The organism is Frondihabitans sp. 4ASC-45 (assembly GCF_049472575.1).
GTDB lineage: Bacteria > Actinomycetota > Actinomycetes > Actinomycetales > Microbacteriaceae > Frondihabitans.
The window spans coordinates 206,324-222,116 of the sequence record NZ_JBCEBN010000001.1 but is presented as its reverse complement, the minus strand read 5'-3'; the positions used below and the strand labels follow the sequence as shown (position 1 = coordinate 222,116).

Below are 15,793 nucleotides of genomic sequence, written 5' to 3'. Positions count from 1 at the left end.
GAGCATGGCTGACGACGACCGGGGCGCTCTCGACGCGAGGGCCTATGGCCGAGCGGCGTCGGGCGACGAGCGCACTGCGGCCCAGCGCGAGTGGCTCGAGCGGCGCGCGGCCCGGCGGGAGGCAGCGGAGCGGACGGCTGCTCTGAGCGGGAGTGTCGCGGATCCTTCGGTCTCGGAGGCGCAGGATCCCACGGGGCCGAGCGAACGCGCCGACGCCCCCTCCGATCTCGACTCGGCGCCTATCGAGGTGTCGCGTCGCCGCTTCTCGCGCGGCGTGGTCGCGGGCGTCGCCGCCCTCGCGCTGCTCGTCGGGGCGGGTGTCGGGGCGGGTGCCGTGCTGACGTTCGGAAGTGATTTAGCTGCAACCAACGACGACTCGGCCACAGAATCGGGCTCGACGTCCGACCTGCTGCCGGCGACCGGCGATCCGGCCGAGACCTCGCGTCTCGCCGCCGGAGATGCGGCTGTCGGCTCCGACAGTCTGCAGACGAATCTGGAGGCCGCCGATGCGCTGCTCGCGCGTCGCGCTACCGCGGCCGACAAATACCCGCTGTCATTCGACGCCAACGACGTCTTCGAGACGAAGTCGACTCGTCTGGTCACGGCGGCGGGAACGAGTGCCGACGTCTTCGTGGCCCGCGCCGCACAACCCGACGGAGGGTTCTGCCTCCTCATCTCCGGGAGAGTCCGCTCCGCGCAAGACAGCTCCGCCTCGGCAAGCTGCGCCACCCGGAGCGACTTCGCCCAGGGCGGTCTGACCTACATGACCGATGACTACACGATCTCATGGTTCGGTGGACAGGTCAGCGTGACGGTCGGCTCGAAGTAGGCGGGCTAGTCGAATTCGGGCCGGGCGAGGATCCGCGCCCACCATGTTCCCGGTGCGACCGCGGGGGCGTCCCTCTCGTCGAGCGCCCGGCGCAGACGACGCACGCGCTCCTCGCGGGGGATCGGCTCGGGAGTGGCCGGCGGCGTGAGAGTCTCACCGCGCTGGAGGGCCGCCAGTCGCGCGCGGGCCTCGTCGCGCGTCATCGGAGGAGCCACGGGCGGCCGATCGCCGAGGTAGAAGACGCGAAAGGCCTCCAGGAACGCCTCCGTGTCGGCCAGGGAGCGGTTGAGCCCGGTGGCGTTGCGTCCGCTCGGGTCGATGATGAGCACGCGGCCGTCGCGAGTCTCGACGATGCGCTCAGCGTCGGGGCTCCACACGTGGCCGACGATCAAGACGGACGCGCCGTCGACGGTCTGCCGGTCTGTTGGATCCTCGTAGAGTTCGATCCCGAACCGTGCGTCGCTCACCATCTGCGGAGCGTAGCGCGCTCGTGCCCGGCTGCGCTGGGCCGTACTCCGCTCGCCGCTCGCCGCACGCCGCACGCCGCTCGCGACTCGCGAGCTCGCCTGATCGCCGGGCGCGGGGCGAGATCGCGGTAGATCGCGCCATCTCGCGGTGGTCGGTGGCGGTGGGCGCGGATCCTGCGCTAGTCGATACGGACGAACCTCGGCCCGTCGTAGCCGTCGCGGTTGACCCGTGCAGTGAAGTCGGCGAGCGAGCGCACCCAGTGGCCGCGCTCGCCGTAGAGCGCCTGGTAGACGACGACCGGTTCTTCGGTCTCGGTGTCACGGGCCACGAGGACCACCTCGTAGTCGTTGCCCTTGAAGTGGCGGTAGCGGCCGGGGTGCACGTCGGTCATCTCACTGAGGGTAGCCGTGTGCCGAGTGCCGCCAAATGCCCTGCGTAGCCGGGTCGAGAGCGCATTCGGCGCCACTCGGCGAGCCAGGCGCTCTGCCAGACGGCGGATTACACGACAGCTGACGGATCCTCCCCTCTAGACTCGGGCGCTGTGGCGAACATCTTCGACGTGGCGACCGAGGCGGGTGTCTCGCACCAAACGGTCTCGCGGGTCGTCAACGGCGATCCGACCGTGCGACCGGCGACGAAAGCCCGCGTCGACGCGGCTGTATCGAAACTGAACTATCGGCCGAGCGCCGCTGCCCGAGCGCTGGCGAGCCGCAAGACGCGCACGCTTGGGCTCATCTCGACCGGCGGCCCTCTCTTCGGCCCGTCGAGCATCATGCAGGGCTTCGACGGCGCTGCCCGGCAAGCCGGCTACCAGGTGTCGATAGCCAGCCTGCCCACCGACGACTCCACCACGTTCGCGGCCGGGATGCGGAGCGCCGTCGATGCGCTCCTCGGCCAGAACGTCGAGGCGATCGTGCTCATCGCTCCCGACACCGCGGGAATCGACGCCATCCGGGCCGTCGACGTCGGCCGGCCGCTGGTCGCCGCCGACTCGACCGCGAGTGAGGGCCTGGTCTCCGTCTCGCTTGACCAGTACGCCGGAGCCGTTCTCGCCACCCGCCACCTCGTCGAGCTCGGCCACCGTCGCATCGTGCACGTCGGCGGGCTCTCGACCTGGACCGACGCCCGCGAGCGCGAGCGCGGCTGGCGCGATGTCGTCACCGCGGCCGGAGTCGAACCGCTCCCGGTCGTTCGCGGCGACTGGTCGCCCGAGAGCGGCTATCGCATCGGCCTCGATCTCGCCGACCGTGCCGACCGCGGCGAGATCACCGCTGTCTTCTGCGCCAACGACCAGATGGCGCTCGGCATTCTGCACGCTTTGTCGGAGCGCAGGATCCGAGTGCCCGACCAGGTCAGCATCGTCGGCTTCGACGACGTGCCCGAGGCCGCGCACTACATCCCGCCGCTCACCACGGTGCGGCAGGACTTCGCGGCGCTCGGCCGGCAGATCATGTCGACGGTCGAGGCGCTGCTCGTGCCCCAGGGTGCGCCGCCGGTGGTGCAGGCCGCTCCGGCTCCCGCGCCGGCGCTCGTCGTCCGCGAGTCGACCGGCCCCGCTCCGGCTTAGCGTCGTTCCGCCGTCGCCAGCCCGTCGCGCGCGCCCGTCGCGCGCCTGTCGTGCGCGCGCGTCGCGAGTGCCGCCAATTGCCGCCGGGCGCGACGCCCGGCCGGCATTTGGCGGCACTCGCGTTTCGGCCTCCCCAAGTGAGCGCTCACATGGCAGAATGGCTGTGCCCCTTTGACGAAGACAAGGATGTCTCCATGACCTCTCCCGCCCCGACCGACTCCGCTCGACTGATCAGCGACGGCCGCGCGACCCTCGGTATCGAGTTCGGCTCGACCCGCATCAAGGCCTGCCTGATCGGCGGCGACTTCGCCACGATCGCCTCGGGCAGCTTCGAATGGGAGAACGAGTTCGTCGACGGTCGCTGGAGCTACTCGATCGAGGCCGTCCGTGCCGGCCTGCAGGCCTCTTACGCCGCCCTCGTCGCCGACGTGCAGGCGAAGTTCGATGTGGTCCCGACGACGTTCGCGGCCATCGGCATCTCGGCCATGATGCACGGCTACATCGCGCTCGACGCGGGCGGCGAGCTGCTGGTGCCCTTCCGCACCTGGCGCAACTCGTCGACCGGCCCCGCCGCGGCCGAGCTCAGCGATGCGCTCGGGTTCAACATCCCGTTGCGCTGGTCGATCGCGCACCTCTATCAGGCGGTGCTCGACGACGAGCCCCACGTCTCCGAGATCGCCTCGCTCACTACTCTCGCCGGATACGTGCACCACGCGCTGACCGGCCGCAACGCGCTCGGCGTCGGCGACGCGTCCGGCATGTTTCCGATCGACCCCGCGACGTCGAGCTACGACGCCTCCATGCGCCAGATCGCCCAGGAGCGTCTCGACGCACACACCTCCGGCCTCGACCTCGCCGCGCTGCTTCCCGAGGTCCTGCCCGCCGGAGCCGACGCCGGCACCCTCACCGACGCGGGCGCCGCCCTGCTCGACCCCACCGGCACGCTTCGGTCGGGCATCCCGTTCTGCCCGCCCGAGGGTGACGCCGGCACCGGCATGGTCGCGACCAACTCGGTCGCGAAGCGCACCGGCAACGTCAGCGTCGGCACGAGCATCTTCGCGATGGTCGTGCTCGACGAGCCGCTCCGGGCCGTGCACGCCGAGCTCGACGTGGTCACGACGCCGGTCGGCGATGCGGTCGCCATGGTCCACTGCAATAACGGTGCGAGCGAGTTGGCGTCGTGGGCGCGGGTGTTCGGGCGATTCAGCGAGGCGTCGGGTGCGGCCACGCCCATGGACGACGTCTACACGACCCTCTTCGCCGAGGCCCTCGAGGGCGACGCCGACGCCGGTGGCCTGCTGTCGTTCAACTACCTCGCCGGTGAGCCCGTGACCGACGTCGAAGACGGCCGACCCCTGTTCGTCCGAACCCCGGGCAGCAGCTTCACTCTCGCCAACCTCATCCGCTCCGAGGTGTTCGGCGCTTTTGCGACGCTCAGCATCGGCATGGAGATCCTCGCTGACGAAGACGTGCGGGTCGATCGCCTCCTCGCGCACGGTGGCCTGTTCCGCACCCCCGGTGCCTCGCAGCAGCTGCTGGCCGCGGCCCTCGGCGTGCCGATCACCGTCGAGACCACCGCGAGCGAGGGCGGCGCGTGGGGCATCGCCGTGCTCGCCGCCTACCTCGAGCGCGCGTCCGAGACCACGCTCGCCGAGTTCCTCGACGGCGAGGTCTTCGGCGGCAGCGAGGCCGTGACCGTCGAGCCGACGTCGGCCGACGAGGCGGGCTTCGCCGCCTACCTCGAGCGCTACCGCACCGCGCTTCCGCTGCAGCGAGCAGCAGCGGCCGCCACCCCCACTCGTTCGAACCCGACCACCCCGAAAGAAGGCGCCGCCTCATGACCGAACCCCAAGGATCCTTCTCTCCCGCCGTCGAGCAGGCGATCCAGACGACACGAGAGCAGGTCGCGACGCTGCACTCCGAGCTGACGAAGTACGGCCTCGTCATCTGGACCGGCGGTAACGTCTCGGGCCGGGTGCCGGGCGCCGACCTCTTCGTGATCAAGCCGAGCGGCGTCGACTACGACGACCTCGCCCCCGAGAACCAGATTCTGTGCGACCTCGACGGCAACGTCATCGCCGGAAGCCCCGGCAGCGAGAAGTCGCCGTCGTCCGACACCGCCGCCCACGCCTACGTCTACCGACACATGCCCGAGGTCGGGGGAGTGGTGCACACGCACTCGACCTACGCCACCGCCTGGGCCGCCCGGGGCGAAGAGATCCCCTGCGTGATCACCGCCATGGCCGACGAGTTCGGCGGGCCCATCCCGGTCGGGCCGTTCGCGATCATCGGCGACGAGTCGATCGGCGAGGGCATCGTCGCCACGCTGACCGGCCACCGGTCGCGCGCCGTGCTCATGCAGAACCACGGGGTCTTCACCATCGGCAAAGACGCCCGCGACGCCGTCAAGGCCGCGGTCATGGCCGAAGACGTGGCCCGCACCGTTCATCTCTCCCGTCAGCTCGGCGACCTCATTCCCATCCCGCAGGAGAGCATCGACGCTCTCTTCGACCGCTACCAGAACGTCTACGGCCAAGCGCCTGAAGGAGCCACGAAATGACCCTGAACACCTCTCTCGACCAGTACGAGGTCTGGTTCCTCACCGGGTCGCAGGGCCTCTACGGCGAAGAGACGCTCCGCCAGGTCGCCGACCAGTCGCGCGAGATCGCTGATGCCCTCGGCGCGGCCGCCGGGGTTCCGGTCAAGGTCGTCTGGAAGCCCGTGCTCACCGACTCCGACGCGATCCGCAAGCTCGCCCTCGAGGTCAACGCCCGCGACGAGGTCATCGGCGTCACCGCCTGGATGCACACGTTCAGCCCCGCCAAGATGTGGATCGCCGGCCTCGACGCGCTCCGCAAGCCGCTGCTGCACTTCCACACGCAGGCGAACGTCGAGCTGCCCTGGGCCGAGATCGACTTCGACTTCATGAACCTCAACCAGGCCGCGCACGGCGACCGGGAGTTCGGCTACATCCAGTCGCGTCTCGGCGTCGCGCGCAAGACCGTCGTCGGCCATGTCTCGGATCCTCGTGTCGTCTCTCAGATCTCGACTTGGATGCGTGCCGCCGCCGGCTGGGCCGCGACCCGCTCGATGAAGCTCGCGCGCTTCGGCGACAACATGCGCAACGTCGCCGTCACCGAGGGCGACAAGACCGAGGCCGAGCACGTGTTCGGCGTCTCGGTGAACACGTGGGGCGTCAACGAGCTCGCCGCTGCGGTCGACGCCGCCACCGACGCCGACGTCGACGCGCTCGTGCAGGTCTACGTCGACTCGTACGACGTGGTGCCGGCGCTGCTCCCGGGCGGAGAGCGTCATCAGTCTCTCCGCGACGGCGCCGCCATCGAGCTCGGCCTTCGGTCGTTCCTCGAGGCCGGCGACTTCTCGGCCTTCACCACCAACTTCGAAGACCTCGGCTCGCTGAAGCAGCTGCCGGGTCTCGCCGTGCAGCGCCTCATGGCCGAGGGCTACGGCTTCGGCGCCGAGGGGGACTGGAAGACGGCCGTGCTGGTACGCGCCGCCAACGTGATGGGTGCCGGCCTCCCCGGCGGTGCCTCGCTGATGGAGGACTACACCTACAACCTGGTGCCCGGCGCCGAGAAGATCCTCGGGGCGCACATGCTCGAGGTCTCGCCGTCGCTCACCTCGTCGAAGCCGTCGCTCGAGATCCATGCCCTCGGCATCGGCGGCAAAGACGACCCGGTGCGCCTGGTCTTCACCGCCGACTCCGGCCCGGCCGTCGTGGTGGCGCTCAGCGACATGCGCGACCGCTTCCGCCTCACCGCGAACGTCGTCGACGTCGTCGCCCCCGATGCCGACCTGCCGAACCTCCCGGTCGGACGCGCCGTCTGGGAGCCCCGCCCTTCGTTCGCCGTCTCGGCCGAGGCCTGGCTCACCGCCGGTGCCGCGCACCACACGGTCATGTCGAACGCCGTCGGGCTCGAGGCTTTCGAAGACTTCGCGCTCATGGCCGGCACCGAGCTGCTGATCATCGACGAGTCGACGACGCTTCGGGAGTTCCGCCGCGAGGTGCAGTGGAACGCGGCGTACTTCCGCCTGGCTCGCGGCCTGTAGCGCGCCTCTGCGCCTGACGCCACCTTTCGGGCACGGCGCCGTCTTTCGGCGGTGTCGTGCCCGTTTTCTGGTGTCGGGGCCGACTGGCGGTTTCGCGGCTGCAGTCGGCCTGCGGCGGCCGCGACGCCGACGCCGAGCCCAGCAAGACAGGTCCAGGGCAGCCCGCCCCGAACCCGACCGTAGCCGCAAGCACCTACACTCGAATGGTGCTTCTCGCCCGCGCCTCCCGATCGCCCCTGCTGATCTGGATCGTCTTCGCGGCGGTGCATATCGCCGTGTTCGTCGGCACGCTGCCGTTCACATTCCGGGGCACGGCCGGCGGCGACGTGTCGGTGTACCAGGGCTGGATGCACCACGCGATCTTCACGGGCGACTGGCCCGTCTTCGACCACGACTGGGTGTACCCGGCCGGAGCGCTGGTGCCCATGCTGATCCCGGCTGTGCTCGGATTCGGGCTGTACCAGGTCGTGTGGCTCGTGCTCATGGCGGTCGTCAACGGTGTCGCACTGTGGCTGCTGCTCGACAAGTCGAAGCGGCGTCACGACCTCACCGCTCCGTGGTTCTGGGTCGCGACGATCGCGATCCTGGCACCGGTCGCCCTGATGCGGCTGGAGGGGCTCGTCGGGCCGGCTGTCGTGGTGGCACTGCTCGTCGTCACAGCTCGGCCTCGCGTGGCAGGCTTTCTGCTCGCTGCCGCCACCTGGATCAAGGTCTGGCCGGCCGCCGTCGTGCTCGCGATGGTCATCGCCTCGTCGAAACGGTGGATCGCTCTCGTCACCGGGATCCTGACCAGCGCCGTCGTCGTCGGTGTGGTCCTCGCCGCGGGAGGAGCCCGCTACCTCACGAGCTTCGTCGGCGAGCAGGGCTCACGCGGCTTGCAGATCGAGGCGCCGTTCGCGGCCCCGTGGCTGTGGATGACGGTTGCCGGCGTTCCCGGCGCGCACATCTATCACGACCACAAGCTGGTCACCGAGGAGGTCACCGGGCCGGGCGACTCCTGGCTCATCTCGAACGGCACGCTCATCATGGTCGTGGTCATGGTGGCCCTGCTCGTCCTGCTCGCGCTTGCCACGCGTCGGCTCTCGGCCTTCGCGAAGCCGCTGGGCCGGGAGCTCGATCTCGTTCTGCTCGGTGCTCTCGGTCTCGCCGCGGCCTTCATCGTCTTCAACAAGGTCGGATCGCCGCAGTACGTCCTGTGGCTCACCCCGATCGTCGCCGTCGGGCTGATGACGAAGCGGTCGGAGTGGCGTTTTCCCGGTGCGGTCCTGGTCATCGTCTGCGTGCTGACGACGCTGGTCTACCCGGTGCTGTACGACGATCTGCTCGCCGGGGGTGTCGGCACGGCGCTGCTGCTCACCGTCCGCAACCTGCTGCTGATCGTGATCTTCGTTTGGGCAACATACCGCCTCGCGCGCGCCGCGTTCGTGCCCGTCACCCTGCCGCTGTCGACGCGGCCGTTCGGGTCCGAGGTACGGACCAGGAGCTACTAGACGCTGAGCCTCAGGCGGCGTCAGCCGCCGGATCCTGCTCGTCGTCGACCTGCGAAGCCTCGCCCTGCGGGCCTTGGCCCTGCGAGCCCTCGCCCTGCGAAGCCTCGCCCTGCGAGCCCTGACCCTGAAAAGCCTGACCCTGCGAAGCCTCGCCCTGCCCCGCGACGACCACGCGGACGGCCTCGAGGGCCCGCTCCAGTTCGCGTCGCAGGTCGCGCACGCTCTCGAGCCCGACCGACAGCCGGATGGTGCCCGGCGTGATGCCACGGCCGAGGCGCTCTTCTTCGGTCAGGTGCCCGTGGATCGTCGACCCGGTATGAATCGCGAGCGTCCGCACGTCGCCGAGGTGCGTCATCTTGCTGATGAGCTCGAGCGAATCGATGAACGCCTTCGATCCCTCGATGCCCCCTACGAGATCGAACGTCACCACGGCACCCTGGCCCTGCGGAAGATACCGCTGGGCCCTGGCGTAGTACGGGCTGCCGACGAGACCCGGGTAGTCGACGTTCGTGACGAGGTCGTGGTGCTCGAGCCACTGTGCGAGCGCCAGCGAGTTCGCCACGTGGCGGTCCATGCGGAGCGACAGCGTCTCGATGCCCTGCAGCAGCATGAATGCGCTGGTGGCGGGCAGCGTGGGGCCGTAGTCGAGCGCCGTGACGCTGCGGAGGTAGGTCAAGAAGGCCAAGGATCCGAAGCGGTCGACAAACGAGGCGACCCCCCGGGCACTCGGGCTTGCGATCTGCGGAAAGCGCGACGCCTGCGACACCCAGTCGAACGTGCCCGAGTCGACGACGACGCCGCCGAGAACGGCCCCGTGGCCGGACAGCCACTTCGAGGTGGAGTGGATCACGAGGTCGGCACCGTGTTCGATCGGACGGTTGAGGTAGGGCGTCGCGACGGTGTTATCGACGATGAGGGGGAAGCCGCCCTCGTGCGCAATGCGCGAGAGACGTTCCAGGTCGACGACGTCGTTCTTCGGGTTGGGGATCGTCTCGGTGAACAGCGCCTTGGTGGTCGGCCGGATCGCGTTCTGCCAGACCTCGTCGGGAGCGTCGGCGTCGATTAACTCGATCTCGATGCCCTGGCGGGCGAAGCTGTTCGAGAACAGTGTGCGTGTGCCTTCATAGAGGCTGGCGGTCGCGAGCACGTGGTCGCCCGAGACGGCGAGTGCGTTGAGCGTGAGGGCGATCGCCGCGGTGCCGCTCGCGGTCAGGAGGGCGCCGGCGCCGCCCTCGAGGTCGGCCAGGCGCCTCGCCACAGCCGCGTTGGTGGGGTTGTCGGTGCGGGCATAGGCCGCCGCGCGCACCGACCCGTCGAAGCGTCCGCGCCCGTCGTCGAACGAGTCGAAGACGAACCCGGCCGACTGGTACATCGGGGGAAGCCGAGCGCCGAAGTCGCTGTCGAGTGCGGTGCCCGCGTGGATCTGGCGGGTCTCGAAGTCGAAGGTCGGGCTGGTCATGGGCTACTCGGCTCTCTGGCGTGGGTCGGCGTGCTGGTGGGCTTGTCGCGTCTTGGCAGGCTAGCCGAAGCGCCTCGGGAGCTCACGGGAGGCGTCACACGCGTACACAATCGGCCTCGCGCGGGCCCCGGCTGCAAATTGGAAGGAAAAACCCGCGGCCGGGAGCCGGTTCATGCCGATCGGCGGGGGTCTGCCCTGCGTTTCTCCTTCAAATTCGAAGGAGAGGCGTCAGGCGCCAGCGAACTCGGGGAGCTCGCGGATCCGCCGGTGGAAGTCGCCGAGCGCCTCCTCGAGGAAGAGGTGCACCCCCAGGGTGGCGGCTTCGGGGTCACGGGCGGCGGCACCCTCGACGGCGCGACGGAAGGCGGTGTCGATCGTCTCGGCCGGGAGGAACTCGGAGAACAGTCCGAACATGCGCTCGAGGTGCGGGCGGAGTCGCGCCAGCGTCCGGTCGAGAGGACCGTTGTCTAGCGTGTCGAGGAACACCCGGAAGAATCCCTCGAACACGGCGCCGGTGAAGATCGTCTCGCGGTCGATGACCCGGGGGTCGGTGCGGGTGCTGCCGAGTTGCGCGACCCAGGTCTGGAGCCGGTGGATGCTCTCGTCCGAGAGGATGGGCGTGGCAAAGCGGACGGCGAAGAGGTAGAGGGCCGACGCGGTGTCTTGCGTGTCGAGATACCGGCGGAGGTCGAGGGGCGTGACCCGCGTGTAGAGGTTCGGCACCGCCTCGACGAGGCCGACGTGCTTCAGGCGCAGGAGGGCTGTTCGGACGGTCGCGCGCGAGAGGCCGAGCCGGGCCGCGAGCTCCTGATCGTGCAGGCGCTGGCCGGGTTCGAGCCGGCCCCGCACGATGTCGTCGCGGAGGCGCTCGAAGACGTCATTGGTCAGGAGGCGACGCGGGGACGGCGCGGCGGGGTCAGCGGAGGGTACCGGCATTGCGGTCTTTCTCGTACTCGTCGGCGTCGTCGTACCCGGAGACCCGGGCCATGAAGCTCGTCATCGGCCCGTCGAGGAACACGCGCATGTCTGCCTCGAAGCCCTCGACGTCGTGGTCGCGGCATCGACGGATCAGCCCGACGAAGAAGGCGTGGATGGGGGCGGCGTCCATCGAATCCTTGAAGCGGTTGACCCCGAGTGCGAGCAGGGGGTCGTGAGCGCGGATGCTCTCGAGGAGCACCTGGTTGTCGCAGTGCTTCAGTACTGCGGCGACGAAGCGATCGACCGGGGTCGGGCCGGGCGGGAACTCGGCCGGTACAGCGTGGGCGAGCTCGGCATTGATCGCCTCGACTTCGGGCAGGTGGTCTGCGGGAAATCGGAGAATGCCCCAGTACATTCCGCGCGTGACCATGGCTGACCAGACGGCCGCACTCTCGGCGTACAGGCGCGGCGAAATCACGGCGACCTTCGTGAACCGGTTGGGCGCCATCTCGACCAGGCCGATGTCGGCCAGTTGATCGAGGGCCTCCCGAATGGGTGCGCGGCTGGTGCCGAGCCAGGCGGTCAACTCGTCGTCGCGGAGGCGCTCACCGGGCAGCAGGGTTCCGTCGAGAATGGCGGTACTGATCGTGACGAGGACCTGCTCGCGCAACAGAGTCCGCGAGATCTTGTCGTCGGCCATGGCGTCCTTCAGTCGAATGCCCTCAGAGCCGACGTCGTCGGGCGGGATGGACGTGGGCGTTCCAGACAGTACACGCGGCGCCGATCGGCGTGTTCTCGCGGCGCCCGACGGTGCAGACGCGACGGCTTACCGGTGCAAAGAGAAAGGCGGGAGTCTCTTACCCGAATAAAAGAGCTCCCGCCACCGCCGGATCAGTGGCGTCCTCCGATGGTAATCAGATTACCGGACCACTGCAACATACCTGGCTAAACATTCCGCTCGGTATGTGAGCGTTCACACCTTTTCTGCGACGGTCGCGAGCAGCAGGATCGGCCGGTGATCCGACTTGCCCTGGGGCAGAGAGAGCACGCCGGCGATCTGCATCCCCATCGTCGTGGCAAAGTCGAAGTGGCCGCTGAAGCCCGACCGCGCGTAGGTCGGTTCGTCGGTGATCGAGAGCTCGTACCCGGTCTTCTGGAGATGCTTCCGCAGCCCCTTGCGGAACCAGGGGTAGTTGAAGTCGCCGACCATCACAGTCGGCACGCCGTCGGCGAGCTCTTTGAGCTTCTCGTGAGCCAGGCCGATCTGCTTGCGGCGCAGGCCATTCGACGCGGTGAGCGGCGCGGCATGGAAGTCGGCCACCACGATCTCTTCACCGGTGTGCAGATCGCGCAGTCGTGCGGCAAGAAGGCGCTCGTGGGCCGGCGCCATGACGCGGTCGTGCATCGACTTCATCAGGGCGAAGAGACTCGTGCCGAGCAGTTCGAAGCGGCTCTCGCGGTAGTAGAGGGCAAGCCCCAGGCGGTTCGTCTTCGTCGACGCGGCAAGTTTCAGGCCGAGGATCTCGTCGGGGATGTCGGTGCTGTCGCACTCCTGCAAGCAGAGCACATCCATCGAGTGAGCCTCGACGAGTGCTGTCAGCTCACCGATCGCGAGGTGCTCGCGGAGGTTGTAGCTGACGATTCTCAAATCGGGTTCCATTCCGACATTCTTGCCTCTCGCGAGGGGTGTGGCGTTCAGGAACCCGCCGCGTTCACAGGAACGTCATCCGGTGTGCCTCAGCGTGCCGTGCCCGGACCGGCCATTTCGAGCACGACCCCGCATTTGTCCGCGAAGGCGACCTGCATGAGTTCGTCGGCATCCGGATCCTGCCCGAACGCCGCCGGCAGCTCGATGCCGAGCAGCACGCTGAAGAGCATTCCCTGCGAGAGGAACACCTCGACCTCCGCCGGGGTGAACTTCGCCTCGTCGCGCAGGAAGCGGTAGATGTCGACGAAGCCCCGTCGTGCGGCGGCGCCGATCACGGGATCGTTGCCCGATACGAACGCGTGCAGCAGTGTGCGGTGGACCCCGCGCGTTCCGAGGAGGTCGACGTAGCCGCTGCCGAGTCGTGCCTGCATCGGGCGATCGTCGTCGCCCGCGGGGGACTCCAGGATCCGGCGGAACGTCTGCAGCAGCAGCCCCAGGGCGCGGTCGAGCACCTCGAGGAACAGCTTCTCTTTCGTGCCGAACATGCGCACGACGTAGGGCTGGCTGATCCCCGCGGCCTGCGCTACTTGGTCGGTGGTCGTGCCATGGAAGCCGCGATCGCCGAAGAGCCCGGTTGCGACGTCGAGGATCTGCTCGCGGCGATCCGCAGCTGACATGCGCGTCTCGGTCGTGGGGGCTGCCGACGTCGAATTCATACTTGACAGGTTATCAGTCGATTACTTAGTGTCTAGGCATCAGCCGATTAGTAATCATCCGATTACAACCTCCCGGCCCGTAGCTCCCCAGGAGAACATCGTGACCACACTGTCCGGCACCCGCCGCATTCCCCTTTGGCTCGCGCTCGTCGCCGCCTCCCTGCCGATGTTCATGGCGACCCTCGACAACCTCGTGGTGACCAGCGCCCTGCCCGTCATTCACGAGAAGCTCGGCTCCTCGGTCGAGAGCCTGCAGTGGATCACGAATGCCTACACGCTCTCGTTCGCCGCTCTCATGCTCCTGGCCGTCAGCCTCGGCGACCGGTTCGGTCGACGGCACCTCTTCGTCGGCGGCATCGTCGTCTTCACCGTGGCGTCGGCGCTCGCCGCTCTCAGCACCTCCTCCGAGATGCTCATCGCCTGGCGCGCCCTCGAAGGGGCCGGAGCCGCCGCCGTCATGCCGCTCTCGCTCACCCTCCTCGTCGGTTCCGTGTCCGACAAGGCGCGGCCCGTGGCCATCGGAATCTGGAGTGGCGTCTCGGGCCTCGGCGTCGCCCTCGGCCCGTTGATCGGCGGTGCCGTGGTCGAGAGCTGGAGCTGGGAGTCGATCTTCTGGCTGAACGTACCGATCGGCATCATCGCCGTGCCACTCGCCCTCTACGCGCTGCCGAACACGGTGGGGGAGCGGGTTCGAGCCGACGTCGTGGGTGTGCTGCTCGCGGGTGCCGGGATCCTCGGGGTCGTCTACGGGGTCGTCCGCGGCAACGACGCGGGCTGGTCGAGCACCGAGGTGCTGGCAGCCCTCATCGCCGGCGCCGCATTGCTCATCGCCTTCGTGGTGTGGGAGTCAAGGGTCGAGGCTCCGCTGCTTCCGCTCCGCCTCTTCCGCGACCGCAGCTTCACCCTTGCGAACCTCGTGGCCATGACCTTCAGCTTCGGGGCCTTCGGCGCGGTCTTCATTTTGATCCAGTTCTTGCAGGTGGTGCAGGGAGAGTCGCCGCTCGAGGCCGGAATCGCGACGATGCCCTGGACACTGGCGCCGATGGTGGTCGCCCCGCTCACAGGGATCATCGCGCCGCGCGTCGGCACGCGGCTCTTGATCGTGGTTGGGCTGCTGTTCCTCTCGGCTGGCCTCTTCGAGATCGGTCTCACGATGAACGCCGACGTCGCCTACCTCACGCTGCTGCCCGGATTCGTGCTCGCCGGAATCGGCATGGGCCTCGTCTTCGCGCCGATCTCGACGGCCGTGCTCATCAACATGGCCCCGGCCGATCACGCCAAGGCCACCGGAACGAACTCCACACTGCGCGAGATTGGCGTGGCGCTCGGCATCGCGGTGCTCACCGCGGTGTTCGTCGGGGCGGGCGGCGAGCTCACCCCGACCGGCTACGTGTCGGCGGCTGTGCCGGCCGTGCTGGTCGGAGCGAGCGTGCTGCTCGGATCGGCGCTGCTCGCGGCGCTGCTGCCCTCGGGCATCATGCGTCGGGAGCAGGCGTCGGTCGAGGTCGGGGTGGCCGCGGATCCTGAGTTGGTCTCTGTCCGCTAGGGCCTAGCGACCCCGAACGGACTACCAGGCCTGCCGCGGCGGGTCGGGTAGTCCGTTCGGCGTCTGCGTGCGGTGAGTACCTCGACCGGACGCGGCAGAATAGTCGGGTGAGTACTGCCGCACAGAACCCCGCCCCCACCGCCTCCGGCTCGTCGCTTCGGGTCGAGCACGTCGAGTGGAACGATCCCCGCGCCGAACGCCTCCGCGCCGACATGGACGCCGAGATGAGCATCCGGTACGCCGGCCGCGACGCCGGGAAAACTCCCGAGCAGGAGGCCGCGCTGCACCGGGCGCTGTCGGTCGATCCGGCTGGCGTCTTCGTCACCATCCTGATCAGCGACGCCGACGGTGTTCCGGTCGGGCACGCTGCACTCCGCGACCTGCGCGGCGACTGGGAGATGAAGCGAGTCATCGTCGACTCGTCACGCCGCGGCTCGGGCATTGGCGCGCGCCTCATGGCCGAACTCGAGGCGGCCGCGCGGGCCGGTGGGGCGTCGCGCATCATCCTGCAGACCGGCGACATGCAGCCCGACGCCGTGCGGCTGTACGAGCGCTCCGGGTACACCCCGATCCCCACCTACGACCCGTACATCACGACGATCCCGTTCAGCATCTGCTTCGAGAAGGTGCTGTAGATGCGCCCTTTCTTGCTTCGGTTTGCAAATTTGAAGGAGGTCCGCGTTCGCAACCCCGCCGGATCCTTGATTCTGCGTCTCTGCGCGCCTGTTTTTCCTTCGAATTTGCAGCCGCAGCCGCAGCAGGGGCTCAGGATCCGCGCCCGGCGTTCGCGCATCAGGAGATCAGTCGCGGGTGCTCCACACTTTCGCCCGGCGCGCTCGCCCTCCGCCTGCATGCCTGATGTGCGAGCGGCGTTCGCGCGTCAGGAGTGTGAGCGCGTGCGCCACCTACTTCCGCGTGAGCGCGCTCGCCTGCGCCTGCATGCCTGATGTGCGAGCGGCGTTCGCGGGTCAGGAGTGTGGGCGCGTGCGCCTCGTACTTCCGCGTGAGGGTGCGGGCTCAACGCCTGCATGCCTGAAAACCGGGCAGGCCACGTGGATCCGCGCCCGACGTTTGCGCAGCA

General features: G+C 68.8%; 15 protein-coding genes. 8 read left to right on the top strand and 7 right to left on the bottom strand.

All coding sequences use genetic code 11. The features are described from left to right. Positions 1-4: 4 nt before the first annotated feature. Complete coding sequence (locus tag VH571_RS01035) at positions 5-829, top strand: hypothetical protein (RefSeq protein WP_423262896.1); 825 nt, start codon at positions 5-7, stop codon at positions 827-829. A 5-nt stretch (positions 830-834) separates the two neighbouring features. Here the strand turns inward: VH571_RS01035 and VH571_RS01030 are convergent, their stop codons facing one another. After that, complete coding sequence (locus tag VH571_RS01030; RefSeq protein ID WP_423262895.1) at positions 835-1,299, bottom strand: hypothetical protein; 465 nt, start codon at positions 1,297-1,299, stop codon at positions 835-837. Between the two features lie 176 nt (positions 1,300-1,475). Next, a complete protein-coding gene (locus VH571_RS01025; RefSeq protein ID WP_423262894.1) occupies positions 1,476-1,688 on the bottom strand; it encodes a DUF1653 domain-containing protein in 213 nt (70 codons plus the stop codon). Positions 1,689-1,838: 150 nt separating this feature from the next. Between VH571_RS01025 and VH571_RS01020 the strand changes: the two genes are divergently transcribed. The 5 genes from VH571_RS01020 (at position 1,839) to VH571_RS01000 (ending at position 8,425) form a co-directional block, all read left to right on the top strand. Continuing rightward, complete coding sequence (locus VH571_RS01020; protein ID WP_423262893.1) at positions 1,839-2,864, top strand: substrate-binding domain-containing protein; 1,026 nt, start codon at positions 1,839-1,841, stop codon at positions 2,862-2,864. A gap of 194 nt (positions 2,865-3,058) precedes the next feature. Then, entirely contained in the window at positions 3,059-4,705 is a 1,647-nt protein-coding gene (locus VH571_RS01015; RefSeq protein ID WP_423262891.1) for a xylulokinase, read from the top strand. After that, positions 4,702-5,424, top strand: coding sequence for an L-ribulose-5-phosphate 4-epimerase (locus VH571_RS01010; RefSeq protein ID WP_055959882.1), 723 nt, complete (start codon positions 4,702-4,704; stop codon positions 5,422-5,424). The genes VH571_RS01015 and VH571_RS01010 overlap by 4 nt, the downstream gene beginning before the upstream one ends. Further along, on the top strand, positions 5,421-6,935 hold the full coding sequence (araA, locus tag VH571_RS01005) for an L-arabinose isomerase (protein WP_055959878.1): 1,515 nt from the start codon (positions 5,421-5,423) through the stop codon (positions 6,933-6,935). Before VH571_RS01010 ends, araA begins: the two co-directional genes overlap by 4 nt. A gap of 206 nt (positions 6,936-7,141) precedes the next feature. After that, positions 7,142-8,425, top strand: coding sequence for a glycosyltransferase family 87 protein (locus VH571_RS01000; protein ID WP_423262890.1), 1,284 nt, complete (start codon positions 7,142-7,144; stop codon positions 8,423-8,425). A 10-nt stretch (positions 8,426-8,435) separates the two neighbouring features. On the opposite strand, the gene VH571_RS00995 is transcribed toward VH571_RS01000, so the two are convergent. From VH571_RS00995 to VH571_RS00975, 5 genes are all read right to left on the bottom strand, one after another. Then, on the bottom strand, positions 8,436-9,884 hold the full coding sequence (locus VH571_RS00995) for an O-acetylhomoserine aminocarboxypropyltransferase/cysteine synthase family protein (protein ID WP_423262889.1): 1,449 nt from the start codon (positions 9,882-9,884) through the stop codon (positions 8,436-8,438). 228 nt (positions 9,885-10,112) lie between these two features. Beyond that, the gene (locus VH571_RS00990) at positions 10,113-10,820 is read right to left on the bottom strand and encodes a GntR family transcriptional regulator (RefSeq protein WP_423262888.1); all 708 of its coding nucleotides are present in this window, start codon (positions 10,818-10,820) and stop codon (positions 10,113-10,115) included. Beyond that, on the bottom strand, positions 10,801-11,502 hold the full coding sequence (locus tag VH571_RS00985; RefSeq protein WP_055959867.1) for a GntR family transcriptional regulator: 702 nt from the start codon (positions 11,500-11,502) through the stop codon (positions 10,801-10,803). Before VH571_RS00985 ends, VH571_RS00990 begins: the two co-directional genes overlap by 20 nt. 273 nt (positions 11,503-11,775) lie before the next feature. Further along, positions 11,776-12,462, bottom strand: coding sequence for an endonuclease/exonuclease/phosphatase family protein (locus VH571_RS00980; RefSeq protein WP_228514196.1), 687 nt, complete (start codon positions 12,460-12,462; stop codon positions 11,776-11,778). Between the two features lie 77 nt (positions 12,463-12,539). After that, entirely contained in the window at positions 12,540-13,127 is a 588-nt protein-coding gene (locus tag VH571_RS00975) for a TetR/AcrR family transcriptional regulator (RefSeq protein WP_423262887.1), read from the bottom strand. 139 nt (positions 13,128-13,266) lie between these two features. Between VH571_RS00975 and VH571_RS00970 the strand changes: the two genes are divergently transcribed. Then, positions 13,267-14,712, top strand: coding sequence for a DHA2 family efflux MFS transporter permease subunit (locus VH571_RS00970; protein ID WP_423262886.1), 1,446 nt, complete (start codon positions 13,267-13,269; stop codon positions 14,710-14,712). Positions 14,713-14,819: 107 nt separating this feature from the next. Further along, positions 14,820-15,347 (top strand): GNAT family N-acetyltransferase, encoded by a 528-nt coding sequence (locus VH571_RS00965; RefSeq protein ID WP_423262885.1) that lies wholly within the window; start codon positions 14,820-14,822, stop codon positions 15,345-15,347. Positions 15,348-15,793: the final 446 nt, after the last annotated feature.